Genomic DNA, 20,288 nt, shown 5'->3' on the forward strand with positions numbered 1-20,288 from the left:
CGCCTCGCGCTATAGGCGCAGCGCATCCATCGCATGGGCGAGGCGGACGTCGAGCTCCGTCAGCCCGCCCGCATCATGCGTGGCCAGCGTCACTTCGACCGTCCGGTAGACATTGAACCATTCGGGGTGGTGGCCCATCGTCTCGGCCACCAGCGCGACCCGCGTCATCCAGCCGAAGGCCTCGCTGAAATCGCGGAAGACATAGCGCTTGGTGATCGCCTCGCGCCCTTCGACGCGTGTCCACCCGGTCAGCGTCGTCAGCGCCTCCTTCAGGGCGTCGGGTCCGAGGCGCTTGGGCATGGTCATCTCCGCTGATGATCCCCCCGCATCGGCCGGTTCGGATAGGACGGGCCGAGCGGATAGGCCGCCTCCAGCACATAGGGCCCGCCGCCGACCGAATCGCGCGACGACATCAGGGCGAGACGCCGCGCCGTGAAGCTGATCGGCCGCACGATCGGGTGCAGGCTGAGAAAATGCGCGACGTCGAGCGGGGAGGTGTCCCGCAGCCGCGCCAGCGTCACATGCGGCACGAATTTGCGGCCCTCCGCCGGCAGGCCGAGGCGCCGCATCAGCCGCTCGAGATCGGCCTGGAGTTCGGTCAGCCGCGGCGTCGGCTGGACCCGCGCATAGACCGCACGCGGCTTGTCCCCGCCGAACGTGCCGAGCGCGTCCAGCGTGACCTCGAAGGGATAGGACTGGATGTCGCCCAGAAAAGCATCGACATCATTGGCCGTGCGCCGGTCGACATCGCCCAGGAAGCGCAGGGTGATGTGGTAATCCGGTGGATCGATCCAGCGCGCCCCGGATAGGCCGCCCCGATGGGGCGTGAGCGCCGCAGCGACCTCGGCGGGAATCTCAAGCGCTGTGAACAGCCTCGGCATGCCGAATCAGTGCCAGTTTTTTGTGACTCTGGCGAGACGAAATGCCGGGCAGGCGCTGCCCGACAGGGCAGCGCCCTTGAGGCGTCTCAGGGGCAGGGATTGCCGACGAGCTGGTGGATCGCGTCGATTCCCGCCTCGAGCTCCGGCGACAGCGTGACGTCGATCGAGGCGATGTCGGTCCTGAGTTGCTCCATCGAGGTCGCGCCGATGATGTTGGCGGTGACGAAGGCACGCGAGTTGACGAAAGCCAGCGCCATCTGCGCCGGATCGAGTCCATGCTCCCGCGCCAGGGCGATGTAACGCTTGATCGCATCCTCCGCGCCCGGCGTCTGGTAGCGCTGGCCGCGGTCGAACAGCGTCGTGCGCGCGCCGGCCGGCCGCGCCCCGTCGAGATACTTTCCGGTCAGGAACCCCTGGCCGAGCGGCGAATAGGCGAGCAGCCCGACATCCTCCCGGATCGCGATCTCGGCCAGCGCCGTCTCGAAGGTGCGGTTGAGCAGGTTGTAGGCATTCTGGATCGACTGCACGCGCGGCCCGCCACGCGTCTCGGCGTCGCGCACGAAGCTCATCGTGCCCCAGGCGCTCTCGTTGGAGAGGCCGAGATGGCGGATCTTGCCCTCCTTCACGATCTCCGCGAAGGCGTCGAGCTGCTCGGCGATCGGCGTCTCATCGGCGGGGCGCTCGAAGGCGGCCTTGGAGAAGCGCGTCGGGTTCGAGCCCCAGGGCATCGGCCGCTCGGGAAAATGGATCTGGTAGAGGTCGATATAGTCCGTCTGCAGCCGCTGCAGGCTCTTCTCGACCGCCTCGCGGATCTGCTTGCGCGTGACACGCGTCGGGCTCTTGTCGTCGCGGAACCAGGTGTTGCCGCCGCGCCCGCAGACCTTGGAGGCGAGGATCACCTTGTCACGGTTGCCGCGCGCCTTGAACCAGTTGCCGATGATGCGCTCGGTGGACCCTTGCGTCTCCGCCTTGGGCGGGATCGAGTAGAGTTCCGCCGTGTCGAAGAAGTTCACGCCCTGGTCGAGCGCGTAGTCCATCTGCGCATGCCCCTCGGCCTCCGTGTTCTGCTCGCCCCAGGTCATGGTTCCGAGGCAGATCACCGAGACCTTGAGATCGGTGCGGCCGAGACGACGATAGTCCATGACGAAGTCACTCCGGAAAGAACGGGCGAAAGGTACAAAAAGAGCGGGGTGCGACGCTCCGGACGGTGAAGACCGCCCGGAAAGATCGGGAGGGGACGATCAGCCTTTGGCCGGCAGCGTCGCGAGGAAGCGCTCGACCGTGGGCAGGATGTTGCGGACGATGACGCGAACGCCCTCGGCCGTGGGGTGGAGCAGGTCGGGCTGGTTGAGCGCGCGGTCGCCGGCGATCCCTTCGAGGAAGAACGGGTACAGCACCAGCCCGTGCGCCTTCGCGAGATCGGGATAGATGCTGTCGAAGCGGGTAGCATACTCCGTGCCGAGATTGCGCGGGGCGTACATGCCCGCGAGCAGCACCGGGATGCCGCGCGCCTTCAGTCGCGTGATGATCGCCTCGAGACCCTTGCGCGTCACCGCCGGATCGAGCCCGCGCAACGCGTCATTGGCACCGAGTTCGAGGATGACGCCGTCGGTGCCATCCGGCACCGACCAGTCGAGCCGATCGAGCCCGCCCTGGACGGTGTCGCCGGAGACGCCGGCGTTCACGATCTCGACAGCATGGCCCTTGGCCCGCAGCGCCTGCTCCAGCACCGGCGGGAAGGCGGCACTGGCCGGCAGATTGTAGCCGGCGGTCAGACTGTCGCCGAGAGCGACCAGTTTCAGCGTGCGCTCCGGAGCGGAACCGGGGCTCGGGGGCGGTGTCTGGGCCATGGTCGCGACCGGCAGCAGGGAGAGACAGAGCAGAAAAGCGGCGCAGAGAGATTGGACAAGCGCGCGGCGGCGCCCATATCGCGGCTCTGGGGCACGGCATGGCGGCTGGCCCTGCTCGGACCGCGTTTGGCTGCGAGCAGGGTCGCTGATGAAGATCGAAGTCAGGATCATGGAATGATGAGCGATACGCGCGTCCCGCCGACGGATCAGCCGGCGATCGAATTGCGGGATGTCGAGCTTAGTTTGGGGCGTGCGGCCGCCCGCGTCCATATCCTCAAGGGTGTTTCTTTGTCACTGGCCGCCGGGCAGGCGACCGGACTCGTCGGCCCCTCCGGCTCCGGCAAGTCGACCCTGCTGATGACGATGGCCGGCCTGGAGCGCCCCGACCGCGGCATGGTCAAGGTCGCGGGGCAGGATCTCGGCGCGCTCGATGAGGACGGCCTCGCCGTGTTCCGCGGCCGCCATATCGGCATCGTCTTCCAGTCCTTCCACCTCGTCCCGACGATGACGGCGCGCGAGAACGTCGCCTTGCCGCTCGAACTCGCCGGCATCGGCGATGCCTTCGCCCGCGCCGAGGCCGAACTGCGCAATGTCGGCCTGGGCGACCGCATGGACCATTACCCTGCCCAGCTCTCCGGCGGCGAGCAGCAGCGCGTCGCCATCGCCCGCGCCGTCGCGCCCGACCCAGCGATCCTGGTTGCGGACGAACCGACCGGCAATCTCGACGAGAGCACCGGCCGCTCGATCGTCGATCTGATCTTCGCGCTGCGCCGCGAGCGCGGCGCGACGCTGGTCCTCGTCACGCATGACCTGTCGCTGGCCGCGCTCTGCGACCGCACGGTGCGCCTGCGGGCGGGACGCATCGAGGCTGCGGCGCAGACCGAAGCCTCCGCCGACATGGCGGCGCGCTGACATGCACGGCACGATCAAGCCCCTTCCCGCCTCTCCGGCCGGCGCACCGCTGGTCGCCCTGGCGCTGCGCCTCGCCTGGCGCGACCTGCGCGGCGGCTTTCGCGGCTTCGGCGTCTTCATCGCCTGCCTCGCGCTCGGCGTGATGACGATCGCCGCCGTCGCCTCGGCCTCGCGCGGCCTGACCGAGGGGCTCTCCCGCGAGGGCCGGCGCATTCTCGGCGGCGACGCGGCCTTCGGGCTGATCCACCGCGAGGCGACGCCACAGGAACTGGCCTTCCTCACCGGGCGCGGCACCGTCTCGACCATCGCCACCATGCGCGGCATGGCCAATGCCGGCGACAAGGGCACGGCGCTCGTCGAGATCAAGGCGGTCGATGCCAGCTATCCGGCCATTGGCGAGCTTGTGACGGAGCCCAGCGCCCCGTTGGCCGACCTGCTCTCGGCGCGTGACGGCGTTTTCGGTGCCGTCGCCGATCCCGTCCTGTTCGGCCGTCTCGAGCTGAAGCCGGGCGACACCATCCTCGTCGGCTCGGCGCGCGTCCAACTTCGCGCCAATCTCGTCTCGGAGCCCGACAAGATCGCGGCGGGCGTCGGCTTCGGCCCGCGGCTCATGATGTCGCAGGACGCGCTGCGCGCCACCGGCCTGCTCCAGCCGGGCAGCCTGGTGCGCTGGACCTACCGCGTCGCCCTGCCGCCGCAGGCTTCGAGCGATTCCGATCTCGCCGCCCTGATCGCCGATGCGGGCACGCAACAGCGCGACGCCGGCTGGGAGATCCGCTCCCGCGCCAACGCGAATCCGGGCTTCCAGCGCAATCTCGAACGCTTCACCCAGTTCCTGACGCTGGTCGGCCTCACCGCCCTGCTGGTCGGCGGCGTCGGCGTCGCCAATGCGGTGCGCCGCTTCGTCGAGGCCAAGAAGCTCGACTTCGCCACCATGAAGGCGGTCGGTGCCACCGGGGGCCGCGTCGTCGCGATCCATCTGACAGAGGTGATGCTGGTCGCGGCGCTCGGCACCGCGATCGGCCTCGTTCTCGGCGCAGCCGCACCCTTCGCGCTCGGCGCCGCGCTGACCTCCGTCCTGCCGGTGCCCTTCGAGCCGACGCTGGCGCCGGGCGAACTCGGCGTCGCCGCCCTCTACGGGCTGCTCACGGCGCTTGTCTTCGCCATCCTGCCGCTCGGCCGGGCCCATGACGTGCCCGTCTCGGCGCTCTTCCGCGATCAGATCCAACCCGATGCGCGCCGCCCGCGCGCGATCTACCTCGCGCTCTGTCTGGCGGCGGTGGCCGGGCTCGTCGCCGTGGCGCTGCTCTTCGCCTATGACCGGCGTATCGCGCTGATCTACATCGCGGTGATGACGGGCATCTTCCTGCTGCTGCGCGGCGTGTCCTGGGGCCTGATGGCCCTGGCCCGGCGGCTGCCGCGGCCGAAGAGCCCGGCACTGCGCATGGCGCTGGCCAACAGCCACCGCCCCGGCGCGCTGACGCCCTCGCTCGTACTCTCGCTCGGGCTGGGCGTCGCCCTGCTCTCGGCGCTCGCCTTCATCGATACGAGCCTGACGCGGCAATTGACGCAGGCTCTGCCCCAGAAGGCGCCGAGCTTCTTCTTCCTGGACATTCCCAATGCCGAATCGGCGCGTTTTGATGCGCTGCTGCGCGAGGAGCGCCCCGGCGCGACCCTCGACCGCGTGCCGATGATGCGGGGTCGCATCGTCTCCATCAACGGCGTCCGCGCCGAGGACATCAAGGCCAGCGAGCAGGCGGCCTGGATTCTCGATGGCGACCGCGGCATCACCTATGCGCAGGATCTGCCCGAGGGCTCGAAACTCGCCGCGGGAGAGTGGTGGCCGGCCGATTACCGCGGCGAGCCGCTGGTCTCGTTCGACGCCCAGATCGCCGCCGGCATCGGCCTCAAGATCGGCGATCGCCTGACCGTCAACGTGCTGGGCCGCAACATCACCGCTCGCGTCGCCAATCTGCGCAGCATCGAATGGCGCTCGCTCGGCATCAATTTCGTGATGCTGTTTTCGCCCAACACCTTCGCCGGCGCGCCTCACACCAATCTCGCGACGATCACACCGGCCGGTGGCGCGGCGGCGGCGGGCGCCTCCTCCGACGCTGCCCTCCTGCGCCGGCTGGCGGTCGAATTTCCCTCGGTCACGGCCGTGCGCGTCAAGGATGCGCTCGAGGCGGTGAACACCATCGTCGCCCAGCTCGCTCTGGCGATTCGCGGCGCCTCCGGCCTCGCCATCGCCGCCAGCCTGCTGGTTCTGGGCGGTGCGCTTGCCGCCGGACAGCGGGCGCGACTCTACGACGCCATGATCCTGAAGACGCTCGGCGCCACCCGCCGCTTCATACTTTCGTCGTACGCCCTCGAATACGCCGCCATCGGCCTCGTCTCGGCGCTCTTCGGCGTTGTCGCGGGCGCTCTCGCCGGCTGGGGCGTCGTCACCCAAGTGATGAAGATCGAATTCGTCAGTGACCCGACCGGCGCATTACTGGCCGCGACTGCCGCCATCGGTGTGACCGTCCTGTTCGGGTTGACGGGCACGCTGCAAATACTGTCGAAAGCGCCGGCTTCTCACCTGCGCAATTTGTGACGACTGGCCGGTGACGACTCTGGCTAAACATGGACGGCCCGCCGTTTTGCATGGCGGCGCCGTCGCGTTTCTATGCGTCGCGCCGTTTAACCATGAGGCCCCCTTGTAAGGGCCGGGCAACCCCCTCATATTCTGCGCATCGCCACTGTTGTGAGCGACGACCGGACCCCGCCCGCGGGGTGTCGGTCCGGACATCAACCTCAGGGGAAACTCGCTCCATGAGCAACTTCGACCGCAATGCTCCAGTCTGGGGTGCCGGCCGCGCACAGCAGACCAGCGCCGTCGAGATGGATCAGGGCCTGCGCTCGTTCATGCTCGGCGTCTACAACAACATGACGATCGGCCTGGCCATCACCGGCCTCGTCGCCATCGGCATCTCGATGCTCGCCATCGCCGGCGTCTCGCCCACGGGCAAGGTCACGGCGCTGACGCCGCTCGGCCAGGCGCTCTATCTCAGCCCGCTGAAGTGGGTCGTGATGCTGGCGCCGCTCGCCTTCATCCTCTTCTTCTCCTTCAAGGCGGAGAGCATGAGCTCCTCGACGGCGCGGGCGATGTTCTTCGCCTTCGCGGCGGTGATGGGCATTTCGCTGTCGTCGATCTTCATCGTCTTCACCGGTGAGTCGATCGCGCGCGTGTTCTTCATCACGGCGGCGGCCTTCGGTGGTCTCAGCCTCTTCGGCTACACCACCAAGAAGTCGCTATCGGGCATGGGCTCGTTCCTGATCATGGGCCTGATCGGCCTGGTGATCGCCTCGCTGGTCAACATCTTCCTGGCCTCGAGCGCGCTCGGTTTCGCGATCTCGGTCATCGGCGTGCTGGTCTTCGCCGGCCTGACCGCCTGGGACACCCAGCGTCTGAAGGAGATGTATCTCTACTCGGATCTGGACGCGGAATCGGCCGCGAAGCTCTCGGTGAACGGCGCGCTGTCGCTCTACCTGAACTTCGTCAACATGTTCCAGATGCTGCTCTCGCTCTTCGGCAGCAGGCAGGAGTGACCAAGCCCGCCTTCGGGCGGCCATGCCAGAATATCGAGCCCCGGCCGCAAGGCCGGGGCTTTTCTTTTGCCGCGGCGCGGCGATGATCGACGCATGACGACGCCTTCGATCCGCCCGGCCGTTGCTGCCGACATCCCCGCCATCACGACGATCTACGCCCATGCCGTCCTGCACGGCACCGCGAGCTGGGAACTCGATCCGCCCGACGAAGCCGAGATGCTGAGGCGCTTCAAGGCGATCGCCGCCGGCGGCTATCCCTATCTCATCGCCGAGGAGGCAGGCCGCCTGCTGGGCTATGCCTATGCCGGCGCCTACCGGCCGCGCCCGGCCTATCGCTCGACCGTCGAGAACTCGATCTACATCGCCCCGGACAGCCAGGGCCGTGGCGTCGGTGGCGCGCTGCTCGACGCGCTGATGCAGGAGTGTACCCGCCGCGGCTTTCGCCAGATGATCGCGGTGATCGGCGACGGCACCGGCGCCTCGCTCGGTTCACGCCGCCTGCATGAACGCGCCGGCTTCCGCCTGATCGGGGTAGCCGAGAAGGTCGGCTTCAAGCACGGCCGCTGGCTCGACCAGATGCTGATGCAGAAGGATCTCGGCGAGGGGGATCGCACCCCGCCCTCGCTCTGAGCGGCGTCCTCAGCCGACGACGCTGAGCTTTTTGTCCAGCACGCGCAGCACGCGCGACAGCTCGGCGCCGCGCTTCAGCACGAGCCCCGTCGCCGCGACGACCGAATAGGCACCCTGGCGCTTGGCGAGCGCCGGATCCTTGACGATCCGATAGAGCGGCACCTCCGAAGAGCGGCGATAGACCGAGAACTGCGCCTGATCCTTGAGAAAGTCGATCGCATAGTCGCGCCATTCGCCGGCCGCCACCATGCGCCCGTAGAGATTGAGCAGTTCGGACAGTTCGCGGCGGTCGAAGGTGACGGTGGCCGGCTTTGCGGGGGCGGGAAAGGGGATCACCCCGTTTCCCGCCTGCGATTGCGGCGTCTCGCTCTCGCTCATGGCGCCTCCCGATTCGCGGCCGCGAGGGCTCGCTTTGAGACTGGGCGGAGGATGATGCGCCCGAGATGCTGTGCTGGCAAGCAATCGCCGCTGCTCCGCCACAAGCCGGGGACGGCCGGTCGGGCCATCACGGCTTCGTCAGAACCGCCGCATTTTCGCCGCGAACGGGTCAAGCGTCCGCCCTGTTGCTTGGGTCAGATGTCGTCGTTGCCTCGACGGCCCGGCTTCGCCGATCTTCGGTTTGTCAGCCCCCCAGCCCCCCGCGGATCGTGCGGGGCCGGGCCAGTTCAGTCGGGGCCAACTCAGCGGCTGGCGTTTCGCGCCGGCCGTTTTTCTTTGGCGTCAGCGCGCCTGCCGGTGATACTCGGCATTGGGCCGCATATCGACCGCGGACGCCATGCGGTTCGACATGTTGAAGAAGGCGGCCACCGCCGACACGTCCCAGATGTCCCGCTCCGAGAAGCCGGCCTCGCGCAGGCCCTTTCGGTCGGCCTCGCCGACGAGGTGCGGCGCCTCCGTCAGCTTGACCGCGAAGTCGAGCATCGCCCGATGGCGAGCCGGCAGATCCGCGGCGCGATGATTCATCGCCATCAATTCGCCGAGCACCGGATCCTGGGAGAGCTGCCGCACCGCCGCGCCATGGGCGGTCAGGCAGTAATAGCAGCGGTTCACGCTCGACACCGCGACCGCGATCATCTCGCGCTCCAGCTTCGACAGCCCCGACGGCGCCAGCATCAGGTCGTTGTAGAAGGCGGCGAAGGCGGAGAGCTTGGCGTCATCATGGGCGTAGGCCACCAGCACATTCGGCACGAAACCCAGCTTTTCCAGGCACTTGTCGAAATAGGCCTGATTCTCGGCCGAGAGCGCGCCCGGCGGCAGGTCGAGCGCCATGGCCGGTTCGTCGAGGCCCTGCCGCGGCGGCGTCTCGCCGGGCTTCGATTTGTCATGATGGGCCGCCATGCTAGGTCCTGTCGTGTCGTCGGGAGGCTGATCCCGGCGCTGCGCCGAGATTGAAAGGCGCCCCAGCCTATGTCATCGCTGCGGCAAAAGAACAGGGGTGGACCATGGGCAAGCGCGTGAACCAGGCGGCGGCGGCCGTTTCCGCCATCGAGGGTGCCGCTTCCGGCCTGTCGGGTTCCATGCCACCGGAATTCCCCCGCTTGCTTTACGGACGCGCCGTCGCCGAGGATCTCGAGGCGCTCCCGCCCGAACTGCTCGCCCGCTCCGCAGCCGCAGCCTTCGAGCATCTGAGCGCACCGCGCCTGCCCGAGGCCATCCATCTGCGTTTCCGGGACGAGGCCTATGCCGAAGAGGGGCGCGAGCGCCAGCTCACGATTCTCGAGGTCGTCAACGAGAACAAGCCCTTCCTGCTCGATTCGACGCTGGCCGAGCTGGCCGAGCAGGGCTACGAGCCGCGCCTCGTCTCGCATCCGATCCTGGCCCTCGCCCGAGCCGCCGACGGCGCCTTCCTCTCGCTCGCCGGCGAGGCCACGGGGCGCGCCCCCGAAGGCACCCGCCGCGAAAGCCTGATCCAGATCGTGCTGGAGCGCATCGATTCGCCCGAGGCGCGCGACCGTCTGCGCCTCGGGCTGGAACGCGTCTATGCCGATGTCGGCCTGGCGGTGGAGGACTGGGCCGCGATGCGCGGCCGCATCACCGAGGTGATCCAGGCCTATCGCGCCAACCCGCCGCCGCTGCCTGAGGACGAGGTCTCCGAGGCGCTGCAGTTCCTCGAATGGATCGCCGGCGACAACTTCACCCTGCTCGGCATCCGCGCCTACCGCTTCCCCAACGGCGATGCGGCGGCCGATCCGATCGAAGGCTCGGGCCTCGGCATCCTGCGCGATCCTGCGGTCAAGGTGCTGCGCAAGAACCGCGAGATGGTCACCGTCACGCCGGAGATTCGCGCCTTCCTGGCCAAGCCGCAGGCGCTCATCATCACCAAGGCCAACGTCAAGAGCCGGGTCCACCGCCGCGTCCATCTCGACTATGTCGGCGTCAAGCTGTTCACGCCCGACGGGCGGCTCGACGGCGAATTGCGCATCGTCGGCCTGCTGACCTCGAACGCCTATACCGGCAGCGCGCTCGCCATCCCCTATCTGCGCCTCAAGGTCGCCCGCGTCGCCAAGAACATCGGGTTCGATCCGGCGAGCTATTCCGGCCGCGCCCTCTACAACGTGCTCGACGCCTATCCGCGCGACGAGCTCTTCCAGATCGACGCCGCGACGCTGGAGAGCTTCGCGCTCGCCATCCTCCAGCTCACCGAACGGCCGCGCATCCGTGCGCTGGCGCGCGTCGACGAGTTCGACCGCTTCGTCTCGATCCTCGTCTTCATTCCGAAGGACCGCTACGACACCCGCGTGCGCCGTCGTGTCGGCGAGTTCCTGGCGGGCATCTATCAGGGCCGGATCTCGGCCGCCTATCCGGCCTATCCGGAGGGCCCGCTCGCGCGGACGCACTACATCATCGGCCGCGACGAGGGGAAAACACCCCGCATCGACCGCCCGACGCTGGAAGCCGGCATCACGGCGATCGTGCGGACCTGGAGCGACGGGCTGAAGGACGTGCTCGACGCGCAGCGCTCGGGCCCCGCCGCTCGCGCGCTGGCGGAGCGTTATGCCGAGGCCTTCGGCGCCGCCTATCGCGACCGCTTCTCGCCCGCCGAGACGCTGGCCGACATCGACGTCTTGCAGCGCATGAGCGCCGAGCGGCCGCGCTCGGTCGATCTCTACCGTCGCGAGGGCGACCCGGCGACGCGCGCCAACCTCAAGGTCTTCTCCCGCGGCACGGCGATCTCGCTCTCGGCCCGCGTGCCCGTGCTCGAGAATATGGGCTTCCGCGTCGTCAACGAGCGGACCTACAACATCACGCCGCAGCCGGCCGCCGGCGAAGCCGCCGACAGCACCCGCGTCTGGCTCCATGACATGACGCTGGAGCGCGCCGACGACGGCGAGATCGACGTCGCCCGCCTCGGGCCCGCGCTCGAAGCGGCGATGATGGCGCAGTTCCGGGGGCTCGCCGAGTCGGACCGCTTCGACCAGCTCGTGCTGGCGGCAGGGCTGGCCTGGCGCGAGGCCTCGCTGCTGCGGGCGCTCGGCCGCTATCTGCGCCAGGTCGGCGCGCCCTACGCCCAGGGCTACATCGCCGACGCGCTGGCGCGCCATCCGGCGATCGCCGCCGGGCTGGTTGCGCTGTTCATCGCGAAATTCGATCCCCGCCTCGGCGAGGGCGATCGCGGGCAGAAGATGGAGGCCGAACGCAAGGCGATCGAGACGGCCCTCGACGCCGTCAGCAGCCTCGACGAGGACCGCATCCTGCGCCGCCTCGTCAACCTGATCGACGCCGCGTTGCGCACCAATTTCTTCCAAATCGGCCCCGACGGGCAGCCGCGCGGCACGATCTCGATCAAATACGACTGCGCGAAGGTCGATTCGCTGCCGCTGCCGCGTCCGCTCTACGAGATCTTCGTCTATTCGCCGCGCGTCGAAGGCATCCATCTGCGCTTCGGCAAGGTCGCGCGCGGCGGCCTGCGCTGGTCCGACCGGCCGCAGGATTTCCGCACCGAGGTGCTCGGCCTCGTCAAGGCGCAGCAGGTCAAGAACGCGGTCATCGTGCCCGTCGGCGCCAAGGGCGGCTTCGTGCCCAAGCACCTGCCGCCGGCCTCGGACCGCGCCGCCTGGTTCGCCGAAGGCACCGAGAGCTACCGCATCTTCGTGCGCACCCTGCTCGAACTCACCGACAATCTCGACGGCGAGACGGTGATTCCGCCGCCCGACACGGTGCGCCATGACGGCGACGACCCCTATCTCGTCGTCGCCGCCGACAAGGGCACGGCGACCTTCTCCGACACCGCCAACGCGCTCTCGCTCGAAAAGCACCACTGGCTCGGCGACGCCTTCGCCTCCGGCGGCTCGCAGGGCTACGACCACAAGAAGATGGGCATCACCGCCCGCGGCGCCTGGGAGGCGGTGAAGCGCCATTTCCGCGAGATCGACATCGACATCCAGACCACGCCCTTCACGGTCGCGGGCGTCGGCGACATGTCGGGCGACGTCTTCGGCAACGGCATGCTGCTATCCCCGGCGATCAAGCTGGTCGCGGCCTTCGACCACCGCGACATCTTCCTCGATCCCGATCCCGACCCCGCGAAGTCGCTGGCCGAGCGCCAGCGCCTGTTCGACCTGCCGCGCTCCTCCTGGCAGGACTACGACAAGAGCCTGATCTCGCCCGGTGGCGGCGTCTTCTCGCGCCAGGCCAAGAGCATCCCGCTCTCGCCGGCGGTGCAGGCTCTGCTCGGCCTGTCCAGGGCTGAGGTGTCCCCGCCCGAACTGATGACCGCGATCCTGAAAGCGCGCGTCGATCTGCTCTGGTTCGGCGGCATCGGCACCTATATCCGCGCCTCCGACGAGAGCGACGCGCAGGTCGGCGACCGCGCCAACGACCCGATCCGCATCACGGGCGGCGAGGTCGGCGCCCGTGTCATCGGCGAGGGCGCCAATCTCGGCGTCACCCAGCGCGGCCGCATCGAGGCCGCCCGCGCCGGCATTCGTCTCAATACCGACGCGATCGACAACTCCGCCGGCGTCAACACCTCGGACGTCGAGGTCAACATCAAGATCGCCCTCGCCGGACCGGTCAAGGACGGCCGCCTGCCGGAAGAGGCCCGCAACGCGCTGCTGGCGGAGATGACCGACGAGGTCGGCCAGCTCGTCCTGCGCAACAACTATCTGCAGACGCTGGCGCTCTCCCTCACCGAGGCCCGCGGCACCGGCGCGACGCCGGGGCTGCGCTATCTGATGCAGACGCTGGAGGCGCAGGGCCGGCTCGATCGCACGGTCGAGTACCTGCCGAGCGACGCCGTGCTGGCCGAGCGCGAGAAGCGCGGCGAGGCGCTGACACGGCCCGAACTCGCGGTGCTGCTGGCCTATGCCAAGCTCGCCCTGCACGATGCGCTGCTGGAATCCGAGGTTCCGGACGACCTCTATCTCAACAGCGAACTCGTCCGGTACTTCCCGCAGGCGCTGCGCGAGCGCTATGCCGGCGACATCGCCGGCCACAAGCTGCGGCGCGAGATCGTCGCGACGCAGCTCGCCAATGCCATCGTCAACCGGGGCGGACCGACGCTCGTACCGGTGCTCTCGGCGCTCACCCATGCCGAAATCCCCGCCATCGCTGCCGCTTATGCCGTGGCGCGCGACGCCTTCGACCTGATCTCGCTCAACGGCGCGATCGACGCACTCGACGCGAAGCTCTCCGGCAAGGTCCAGCTCGCGCTCTACGGCGCCGTTCAGGACCTGCTGCGCGACCGCATGGGCTGGTTCCTGCGCCGGGGTGCGGCCAGGCCCGGTACGATCGAGGCGACGGTCTCGCATTACCGCGCCGGCGTCACCGCCCTGGCCGGGACGCTCGAGACGCTGTTGCCGGAGGTGCAGGCCCAGGCCCGGCAGGCGCGCATCGCCGTGCTGACCGCGGAGGGCGTCCCCGCCGACCTCGCCGCGCGGATCGCCAGCCTGCCGACACTGGCCCAGGCGACCGAAATCGTCGACATCGCCGGCCAGACAGGCGGCGACATCGCCTCCGTCGCCGCGATCCATTTCGGCGTCGATTCGATCTTCGGCCTGTCGCCTCTCGCGGCGGCCGCGGCCGCGGTACCGGCGACGGATGATTACGAGCGCCTCGCCCGCGAGCGGGCGATCGAGACGCTGTTCGATGCTCAGGCCGGCCTGACCCGTGAGATCGCCGCCGGCGGCATGGGGCTCGACGCCTGGCAGGAGGCGCGCCGGGCGGATGTCGAGCGCAGCCGCTCGACCGTGCAGGCCATCGCGGCGTCGGGCCTCTCCCTGCCGAAACTCATGGTCGCCGCCGGCATGCTGGCCGATTTGCCCCGCAAGGGCGCCTGAGCGCCCGCCCAACCGAAAGTCCCGCAATGACCGAGTCCGTCACCGAAACCGCCAACCGGATCGACCCGAAGCTGCTGGAAATTCTCGTCTGCCCGCTGACCAAGGCGACGCTGGAATACGACGCTGCGAAGCAGGAACTGATCAGCCGCGCGGCGAAGCTCGCCTACCCGATCCGCGACGGGATCCCGATCATGCTGCCCGAGGAAGCGCGCCCGCTGGACGAGTAACGAGCGGCGTCATTCTCGGGCGGAGCGCAGCGGAGACCCGAGAATGACGCCGATCACGTCCGGAAAGAGATGGTCGGATCGAGCCCGACCATGACGTACCCCTTCACAGCGCCTCGCCACGGAGCAGCCGGGGCGGCGCGCCGGCGACGCCGGCCGCCTCGCGGATGAAGAAGCGCTTCAGCCCCGGCAGCCGGTCGACCAGCCCGAGCCCCAGATCGCGTGCCAGCCGCAACGGCGTCGCGTCGTTGGAGAACAGCCGGTTGAGCCCGTCGGTGACGGCTCCCATCGCCACCGTGTCGAAGCGCCGGGCCCGCTCATAGCCCTCCAGCACGTCGGCGGTTCCGGGATCGAGCCCGAGACGCGCGGCATCGACGATGACCTCGGCCAGCGCCGCGACATCCTTGAGCCCGAGATTGAGACCCTGGCCGGCGATGGGGTGGATGAGATGGGCGGCGTCGCCGAGCAGGGCCAGGCGCTCGCCGACGAAGCGGCGCGCCACGCCGAAGCCGAGCGGATGCGCGCTCACCGGGCTCTCCAGCGCGATCTCGCCGAGTTCGAGCCCGAAGCGCCGCTCGATCTCCGCGAGCATGCCCTCTTCATCCAGTGAAAGCAGCGCCGGCACATTCTCGCTGCGCTCGGTCCAGACCATCGAGGAACGATGGCCGAGCCGCCCGCCATCGCTCAGCGGCAGGATCGCGAAGGGGCCCGACGGCAGGAAATGCTCGACCGCCCGCCCGCCATGCGGCCGCTCATGGCCGATCGTCGCCACCAGCCCCGACTGGCCGTAATCCCAGCCGACCCAGCCGATGCCGGCCTGCTCGCGCAACCGGGACCGGGCGCCGTCGGCGGCGACCAGCAGACGGGCCCGCAGCGTCTCGCCGCCCGCTAACACGACACCAACGCCGGCATCGCCGCTGTCGAAGCGCGTAACGCCCTCGCCCCGCAACGCGACCCCCGCCGCGCGGCAGGCGGCGGTCAGCGCCTCGATCAGCGCTCCGCTGCCGACCATATGGGCGAAGGGCTGCCCGGGCTCGACCTCGCCGTCGAAGGTCAGGAACACCGGGCGGATCGCATCGCCGCTGCGGCTGTCGGAGACGACCATCTCGGTCATGGCCTGCGCACCGTCCGCGATCCGCTCCCAGATGCCGAGCGAGGCGAGCATCGCCTGCGCCGCGGCCGCGACCGCATAGGCACGGGTGTCCGGGCGGGCCTCTCGGGCGAAGGCTGGGTCGGCGACGATCACCGCAAAAGCCGCCCCGAGCGCCTGTTTCAGCGCCAGCGCCAGCGAAAGCCCGGCAATGCCGCCGCCAGCGATGACGATCGCCTCGCCCGGCCGTGTCTGCCCGCTCATCTCACTCTCCTCGGCGCCGCGGGGGAACCACCCTCCCGCCTTGACGATCCGGGACGGGTCGGTGCTGATGCGGCGAAACCGGCGGCTGCTGTGCGCGCAAGCCGGCTTCACCGTCAACCCGCCCGCCGCCAGAGCCTGTTCCATGTCCCAGATCAGCGACTCCCTGATGTCGATCCTCGACCTCGAGCCGCTCGAGCGCAATCTGTTCCGGGGTCGCAGCCCCCGCGTCGGGTGGCCGCGCGTCTTCGGCGGGCAGGTCATCGCGCAGTCGCTCTACGCCGCCTGCAAGACGGTGGAGGGCCGCCAGCCGCATTCGCTGCACGCCTATTTCCTGCTCGGCGGCGATCCCGAAATCCCGATCATCTACGAGGTAGACCGCCTGCGCGACGGCCGCTCCTTCACGACAAGGCGCGTGCTGGCGATCCAGAAGGGCGAGGCGATCTTCGCCATGTCCGCCTCCTTTCAGATCGAGGAGCCGGGCTACGACCACCAGATGCCGATGCCGGACGTCCCTCCGCCGGAGGCCCTGCCCGATCGCGACGCGATGAGCCGCGATATCCTGCCCAACATGCCCAAGGCGGTGCGCGCCTATTACCAGCGCGAGCGGCCGATCGAGATCCGGCCGGTCGAGCTGCGCCGCTATGCGGGCACCGGCGAAGCGATGGAGCCGCGCTTCCATGTCTGGATCCGGGCGATGCAGCCGCTTCCCGACGATCCGGCCACCCACCAAGCGGTGCTGGCCTATGCCTCGGACCTGATGCTGCTCGATTCGAGCCTGATCGCTCACGGCACCACCGTCTTCGACCCGCAGGTCCAGGCCGCGAGCCTCGACCATGCGCTCTGGTTCCATCGTCCCTTCCGCGCCGACGACTGGCTGCTCTACGCGCAGGACAGCCCCTCGGCCTCGGGCGCGCGCGGTTTTTCGCGCGGGCTGGTGTTCGACCGGCAGGGCCGGCTCGTCGCCTCGGTGGCCCAGGAAGGCCTGGTGCGGCCGCGACCAGACCGCGTCTGACGCCGTTTTAGGCAACAGCCCACAAATTCATCATTCGCTCGATTTCTGGGCAGGTTGCCCGCGCCGGAATCACTCCGGCGCGGCGATTCCCGCTGCATGCCGAGTTTCCATGCCCCCTCGTCGCCAGTTGGCACGGGCCTTGAATTGCGTCCGCCGACGCGCCGCGATGACAGGCGCGCGAGGCGCAACAGGATCGCCGGGGCTGACTTCCGGGCGGCGAAACGGGGAAACCCAGCAATGAAGATCGTGATGGCTATCATCAAGCCGTTCAAGCTGGAGGAGGTGCGCGACGGGCTCACCGCCATCGGCGTGCACGGCCTGACCGTGACCGAGGTGAAGGGCTATGGCCGCCAGAAGGGCCATACCGAGATCTATCGTGGCGCCGAATACGCCGTGAGCTTCCTGCCTAAGATCAAGATCGAGGTCGCCGTGTCCGACGAGCTGGTCGGCAAGGTGATCGAGGCGATCACGGCAGCCGCCCGCACCGGCCAGATCGGCGACGGCAAGATCTTCGTTTCGTCGATCGAGAAGGCCGTGCGCATCCGCACCGGCGAGACCGACGGCGACGCCCTCTGATCACACGCGATCCTTCCGAGGAGTTTCAAACGATGCATTCCAAGACCATCAGCCGGGTCGGGCTCGTCGCGCTGGCGCTCGCCGCCGCCGGCGGCGCGCTGGCCCAGACGCCCGCCGCCCCCGTCCCCAACAAGGGTGACGTCGCCTTCATGATGAGCTCGACCGTTCTGGTCTTCCTCATGACGATCCCGGGCCTCGCCCTGTTCTATGGCGGCCTCGTCCGCAGCAAGAACATGCTCTCGGTCCTCACCCAGGTCTTCGCGATCGTCAGCATCGTCGCGCTGATGTGGGTCGTCTTCGGCTACTCGCTCGCCTTCACCAATGGCGGCGGCCTGAACGACTATGTCGGCGGCTTCTCCAAGGCCTTCCTGCGTGGCGTCGACGCCACCACCACCGTCGCCACCTTCTCGAACGGCGTCGTCATTCCCGAATATGTCTATCTGGCCTTCCAGATGACCTTCGCCTGCATCACGCCGGCCCTCATCGTCGGCGCCTTCGCCGAGCGCATGAAGTTCTCGGCGCTGCTGCTCTTCACCGTCCTCTGGGTCACCTTCATCTACTTCCCGATGGCCCATATGGTCTGGTACTGGGGCGGCCCGGATGCGGTCGGCAACGCCGCCAAGGCCCTGGCCGAGGCTGGCGCCGACGGCAAGGCTGCCGCCCAGGCCGCGCTCGACGCCGTCAACGCCGATGCCGGCATGCTCTTCAAGTGGGGCGCGCTCGACTTCGCCGGCGGCACCGTGGTGCACATCAATGCGGGCATCGCCGGCCTCGTCGGCTGCATCCTGATCGGCAAGCGCATCGGCTACGGCAAGGAGCTGATGGCCCCGCACTCGCTGACCATGACCCTGATCGGCGGCGCCCTGCTCTGGGTGGGCTGGTTCGGCTTCAACGCCGGCTCGAATCTCGAGGCCAACGGCACCGCCGCGCTCGCCATGGTCAACACCTTCGTCGCCACCGCCGCCGCGGCCGTCGCCTGGCTGTTCGTGGAATGGGCCGTCAAGGGCAAGCCCTCGATGCTCGGCATGGTCTCGGGCGCGGTGGCCGGCCTTGTCGCCGTGACCCCGGCGGCCGGCTTCGCCGGCCCGATGGGCTGCATCGTGCTCGGCCTCGTCTCCGGCACGGTCTGCTTCGTCTTCTGCTCGACGGTGAAGAACGCGCTCGGCTACGACGACTCGCTCGACGTCTTCGGCATCCACTGCGTCGGTGGCATCCTCGGGGCGCTCGCCACCGGCATTCTCGTCAATGTCGATCTCGGCGGCGCCGGTATCCCGGACTATGCCTCGAAGCCCGGCGAACTGGCGGTCGGCACCTATGAGTTCGGCGCCGCCTTCATGGCCCAGGTCAAGGCCGTGCTGTTCACGCTGGTCTTCAGCGGCGTCGGCTCGCTGATCCTGTTCAAGATCGTCGATGTCATCGTCGGCCTGCGGGTCGCCCCCGATGCGGAGCGCGAAGGTCTCGACATCGCCGAGCATGGCGAGCGCGCCTACCACGCCTGAGGACAGGCGCCCGGCCGGGCCGACCGGCCATCCCGACACCATCCCCGGCGGGCGACCGCCGGGGATTTTTTATGGTCGCAACGCAGCGACGGGGTCATCTCGCCAAGGTTAAGCGTGTCTTAACCTCGGCTTCCTAACGTGGTCGAAACGGCCGATGCGATGCGGCCCGCAGTCCCGAATGACGGCCCAGCCCCGCATGCGTACGATCCGACGCTCCTCCTCGCTGATGGACCGCCTGCCCGATCCGGTGCGGGAGTTCCTGTCGCGCCGCGCCAGCGAGATGACGGGCCTGGCGCTGCTGGCCCTGATGGCGGCCGTGGCCCTGTCGCTGGCGACCTGGTCGGTCGACGATCCCAGCCTCAACAACGCCACCAGCGGCGCCGTCGCCAACTGGCTCGGCCGGCCCGGCGCCATGGTCGCGGATCTGCTGATGCAGCTGATCGGGCTCGGTGTCCTGGCTTTGCTCTTCCCGCCGCTGATTTGGTCGCTGCGCCTCATCCGCTTTCACATCTTCGACCGCGGCGCTCTCAAGCTCGGCCTGTGGATCGTCGCCATCGCCGCCACCGCCGCCGTCGGCAGCGCCCTGCCCGCGACGCCGCGCTGGCCGCTGCCGACCGGCATGGGCGGCGTCATCGGTGACGGGCTCCTCTTCGGCACGCGCAACCTCGCCGGCATCGCGGGCAACGCCGTCGGCGGGCTCGTCGGCTTTCTCTATGCGGGCATCGCCATTCTCGCTGTCACCGCCGCCGCCGGCTTCGGCTTCGTCAGCGACGAGGACCCGATCCTCGACGAGGACGAGGACGACGAATCCTGGTCGGAAACGGAAGACCGCCGCGACGACGAGCCCGGCATCGCGGTGATCCTGGTGGGGTGGCTCGCCCATGGCGCCATGGCCATCCGGGGCATGATTCTGCGCCGCCTGCCGCAGCCGCCAAGGGCCGCCGCCCAAGGTGCCGGCGCATCCGGCGGCCGTGGCCATCTGGAGCCTGTGGCCGCGGCCGGCCGCGTGCGCCGCGAACCGCAATTCGACGAGGGGGCGGCGCGCAGGACCGGCCTGCGTCCCGAAGCACCCTTCGAGCCGGCGCCGCTGCCGCCCTTGCGCGGACCGCGCGGTGCGCCCGTCGACGAGAGGCCTTTCGATGTCGACGACGACGAGCCGCTCGACCTGCGCGACCTCAACGCGCCGCGCGTCACGGCCCCGGCCCCCGGCCCCAAGCCCGGCAAGCGCATCCAGCGCGAGGCGCAGCCCTCGCTGCTCGACCGCGACGAATTCGAGCTGCCGCCGCTGACCTATCTCTCCGAGCCCCGGAAGCTCCCGGCCAACGCGATCTCGACCGACGCGCTCGAACAGAACGCGACGCTGCTCGAGGGCGTGCTCGAGGATTTCGGCGTGCGCGGCGAGATCACGCAGGTGCGCCCCGGCCCGGTGGTGACGCTGTACGAGCTGGAGCCGGCTCCGGGCACGAAGTCCTCGCGGGTGA

General features: G+C 69.1%; 17 protein-coding genes. 10 read left to right on the plus strand and 7 right to left on the minus strand.

Translation table 11 applies throughout. The features are described 5' to 3' along the window. Positions 1-9 precede the first annotated feature (9 nt). From AX750_RS23200 to AX750_RS23215, 4 genes are all read right to left on the minus strand, one after another. Positions 10-300 (minus strand): 4a-hydroxytetrahydrobiopterin dehydratase, encoded by a 291-nt coding sequence (locus AX750_RS23200; RefSeq protein ID WP_066735214.1) that lies wholly within the window; start codon positions 298-300, stop codon positions 10-12. 2 nt (positions 301-302) lie between these two features. After that, positions 303-881: an RNA 2',3'-cyclic phosphodiesterase gene (gene thpR, locus AX750_RS23205; RefSeq protein ID WP_066735211.1), complete on the minus strand. Its 579-nt coding sequence runs from the start codon at positions 879-881 to the stop codon at positions 303-305. Between the two features lie 86 nt (positions 882-967). Continuing rightward, positions 968-2,023, minus strand: coding sequence for an aldo/keto reductase (locus AX750_RS23210; protein WP_066735208.1), 1,056 nt, complete (start codon positions 2,021-2,023; stop codon positions 968-970). A 99-nt stretch (positions 2,024-2,122) separates the two neighbouring features. After that, positions 2,123-2,731, minus strand: coding sequence for an arylesterase (locus AX750_RS23215; RefSeq protein WP_066735237.1), 609 nt, complete (start codon positions 2,729-2,731; stop codon positions 2,123-2,125). Between the two features lie 174 nt (positions 2,732-2,905). Here AX750_RS23215 and AX750_RS23220 point away from each other — a divergent pair, with 174 nt between their 5' ends. From AX750_RS23220 to AX750_RS23235, 4 genes are all read left to right on the plus strand, one after another. Further along, positions 2,906-3,643 (plus strand): ABC transporter ATP-binding protein, encoded by a 738-nt coding sequence (locus AX750_RS23220; protein ID WP_066735205.1) that lies wholly within the window; start codon positions 2,906-2,908, stop codon positions 3,641-3,643. Position 3,644: 1 nt separating this feature from the next. Further along, the gene (locus AX750_RS23225) at positions 3,645-6,239 is read left to right on the plus strand and encodes an FtsX-like permease family protein (RefSeq protein WP_066735202.1); all 2,595 of its coding nucleotides are present in this window, start codon (positions 3,645-3,647) and stop codon (positions 6,237-6,239) included. 218 nt (positions 6,240-6,457) lie between these two features. Beyond that, positions 6,458-7,234 carry a Bax inhibitor-1/YccA family protein gene (locus AX750_RS23230; protein ID WP_066735200.1) on the plus strand — a complete coding sequence of 259 codons (777 nt, stop codon included), beginning with the start codon at positions 6,458-6,460 and terminating at the stop codon, positions 7,232-7,234. Positions 7,235-7,327: 93 nt separating this feature from the next. Continuing rightward, positions 7,328-7,864: a GNAT family N-acetyltransferase gene (locus AX750_RS23235; protein ID WP_066735198.1), complete on the plus strand. Its 537-nt coding sequence runs from the start codon at positions 7,328-7,330 to the stop codon at positions 7,862-7,864. Between the two features lie 9 nt (positions 7,865-7,873). Here AX750_RS23235 and AX750_RS23240 read toward each other — a convergent pair whose 3' ends face one another. Then, positions 7,874-8,242: a DUF2794 domain-containing protein gene (locus tag AX750_RS23240; protein ID WP_066735197.1), complete on the minus strand. Its 369-nt coding sequence runs from the start codon at positions 8,240-8,242 to the stop codon at positions 7,874-7,876. A 342-nt stretch (positions 8,243-8,584) separates the two neighbouring features. After that, positions 8,585-9,133 carry a peroxidase-related enzyme gene (locus AX750_RS23245; protein WP_082735121.1) on the minus strand — a complete coding sequence of 183 codons (549 nt, stop codon included), beginning with the start codon at positions 9,131-9,133 and terminating at the stop codon, positions 8,585-8,587. A gap of 173 nt (positions 9,134-9,306) precedes the next feature. On the opposite strand from AX750_RS23245, the gene AX750_RS23250 reads away from it, so the two are divergent. Together AX750_RS23250 and AX750_RS23255 are read left to right on the plus strand one after the other, a co-directional pair. After that, positions 9,307-14,142: an NAD-glutamate dehydrogenase gene (locus AX750_RS23250; RefSeq protein WP_067255032.1), complete on the plus strand. Its 4,836-nt coding sequence runs from the start codon at positions 9,307-9,309 to the stop codon at positions 14,140-14,142. Positions 14,143-14,168: 26 nt separating this feature from the next. Beyond that, entirely contained in the window at positions 14,169-14,369 is a 201-nt protein-coding gene (locus AX750_RS23255) for a Trm112 family protein (RefSeq protein ID WP_066734022.1), read from the plus strand. A 103-nt stretch (positions 14,370-14,472) separates the two neighbouring features. On the opposite strand, the gene AX750_RS23260 is transcribed toward AX750_RS23255, so the two are convergent. Continuing rightward, positions 14,473-15,720, minus strand: coding sequence for a ubiquinone biosynthesis hydroxylase (locus tag AX750_RS23260; protein WP_066734020.1), 1,248 nt, complete (start codon positions 15,718-15,720; stop codon positions 14,473-14,475). A gap of 142 nt (positions 15,721-15,862) precedes the next feature. Between AX750_RS23260 and tesB the strand changes: the two genes are divergently transcribed. The 4 genes from tesB to AX750_RS23280 form a co-directional block, all read left to right on the plus strand. Continuing rightward, on the plus strand, positions 15,863-16,732 hold the full coding sequence (gene tesB / locus AX750_RS23265) for an acyl-CoA thioesterase II (RefSeq protein WP_066734026.1): 870 nt from the start codon (positions 15,863-15,865) through the stop codon (positions 16,730-16,732). A gap of 237 nt (positions 16,733-16,969) precedes the next feature. After that, positions 16,970-17,308, plus strand: a complete 339-nt coding sequence (locus AX750_RS23270; RefSeq protein WP_054141588.1) for a P-II family nitrogen regulator — start codon at positions 16,970-16,972, stop codon at positions 17,306-17,308. A 32-nt stretch (positions 17,309-17,340) separates the two neighbouring features. Then, positions 17,341-18,807 (plus strand): ammonium transporter, encoded by a 1,467-nt coding sequence (locus AX750_RS23275; protein ID WP_066734019.1) that lies wholly within the window; start codon positions 17,341-17,343, stop codon positions 18,805-18,807. Between the two features lie 196 nt (positions 18,808-19,003). Next, the coding region (locus tag AX750_RS23280) for a DNA translocase FtsK 4TM domain-containing protein (protein WP_197431912.1) at positions 19,004-20,288 on the plus strand (1,285 nt) is incomplete at its 3' end.

The sequence above is a fragment of the Methylobacterium sp. CCH7-A2 genome (assembly GCF_001557075.1).
Lineage (GTDB): Bacteria > Pseudomonadota > Alphaproteobacteria > Rhizobiales > Beijerinckiaceae > Allobosea > Allobosea massiliensis.

Excerpts from the sequence above, each read along its gene's own strand:
- AX750_RS23200 (WP_066735214.1), bottom strand. The coding sequence starts at position 300 with ATGCCCAAGCGCCTCGGACCCGACGCCCTGAAGGAGGCGCTGACGACG.
- thpR (WP_066735211.1), bottom strand. The coding sequence starts at position 881 with ATGCCGAGGCTGTTCACAGCGCTTGAGATTCCCGCCGAGGTCGCTGCG.
- AX750_RS23210 (WP_066735208.1), bottom strand. The coding sequence starts at position 2,023 with ATGGACTATCGTCGTCTCGGCCGCACCGATCTCAAGGTCTCGGTGATC.
- AX750_RS23215 (WP_066735237.1), bottom strand. The coding sequence starts at position 2,731 with ATGGCCCAGACACCGCCCCCGAGCCCCGGTTCCGCTCCGGAGCGCACG.
- AX750_RS23220 (WP_066735205.1), top strand. The coding sequence starts at position 2,906 with ATGATGAGCGATACGCGCGTCCCGCCGACGGATCAGCCGGCGATCGAA.
- AX750_RS23225 (WP_066735202.1), top strand. The coding sequence starts at position 3,645 with ATGCACGGCACGATCAAGCCCCTTCCCGCCTCTCCGGCCGGCGCACCG.
- AX750_RS23230 (WP_066735200.1), top strand. The coding sequence starts at position 6,458 with ATGAGCAACTTCGACCGCAATGCTCCAGTCTGGGGTGCCGGCCGCGCA.
- AX750_RS23235 (WP_066735198.1), top strand. The coding sequence starts at position 7,328 with ATGACGACGCCTTCGATCCGCCCGGCCGTTGCTGCCGACATCCCCGCC.
- AX750_RS23240 (WP_066735197.1), bottom strand. The coding sequence starts at position 8,242 with ATGAGCGAGAGCGAGACGCCGCAATCGCAGGCGGGAAACGGGGTGATC.
- AX750_RS23245 (WP_082735121.1), bottom strand. The coding sequence starts at position 9,133 with ATGGCGCTCGACCTGCCGCCGGGCGCGCTCTCGGCCGAGAATCAGGCC.
- AX750_RS23250 (WP_067255032.1), top strand. The coding sequence starts at position 9,307 with ATGGGCAAGCGCGTGAACCAGGCGGCGGCGGCCGTTTCCGCCATCGAG.
- AX750_RS23255 (WP_066734022.1), top strand. The coding sequence starts at position 14,169 with ATGACCGAGTCCGTCACCGAAACCGCCAACCGGATCGACCCGAAGCTG.
- AX750_RS23260 (WP_066734020.1), bottom strand. The coding sequence starts at position 15,720 with ATGAGCGGGCAGACACGGCCGGGCGAGGCGATCGTCATCGCTGGCGGC.
- tesB (WP_066734026.1), top strand. The coding sequence starts at position 15,863 with ATGTCCCAGATCAGCGACTCCCTGATGTCGATCCTCGACCTCGAGCCG.
- AX750_RS23270 (WP_054141588.1), top strand. The coding sequence starts at position 16,970 with ATGAAGATCGTGATGGCTATCATCAAGCCGTTCAAGCTGGAGGAGGTG.
- AX750_RS23275 (WP_066734019.1), top strand. The coding sequence starts at position 17,341 with ATGCATTCCAAGACCATCAGCCGGGTCGGGCTCGTCGCGCTGGCGCTC.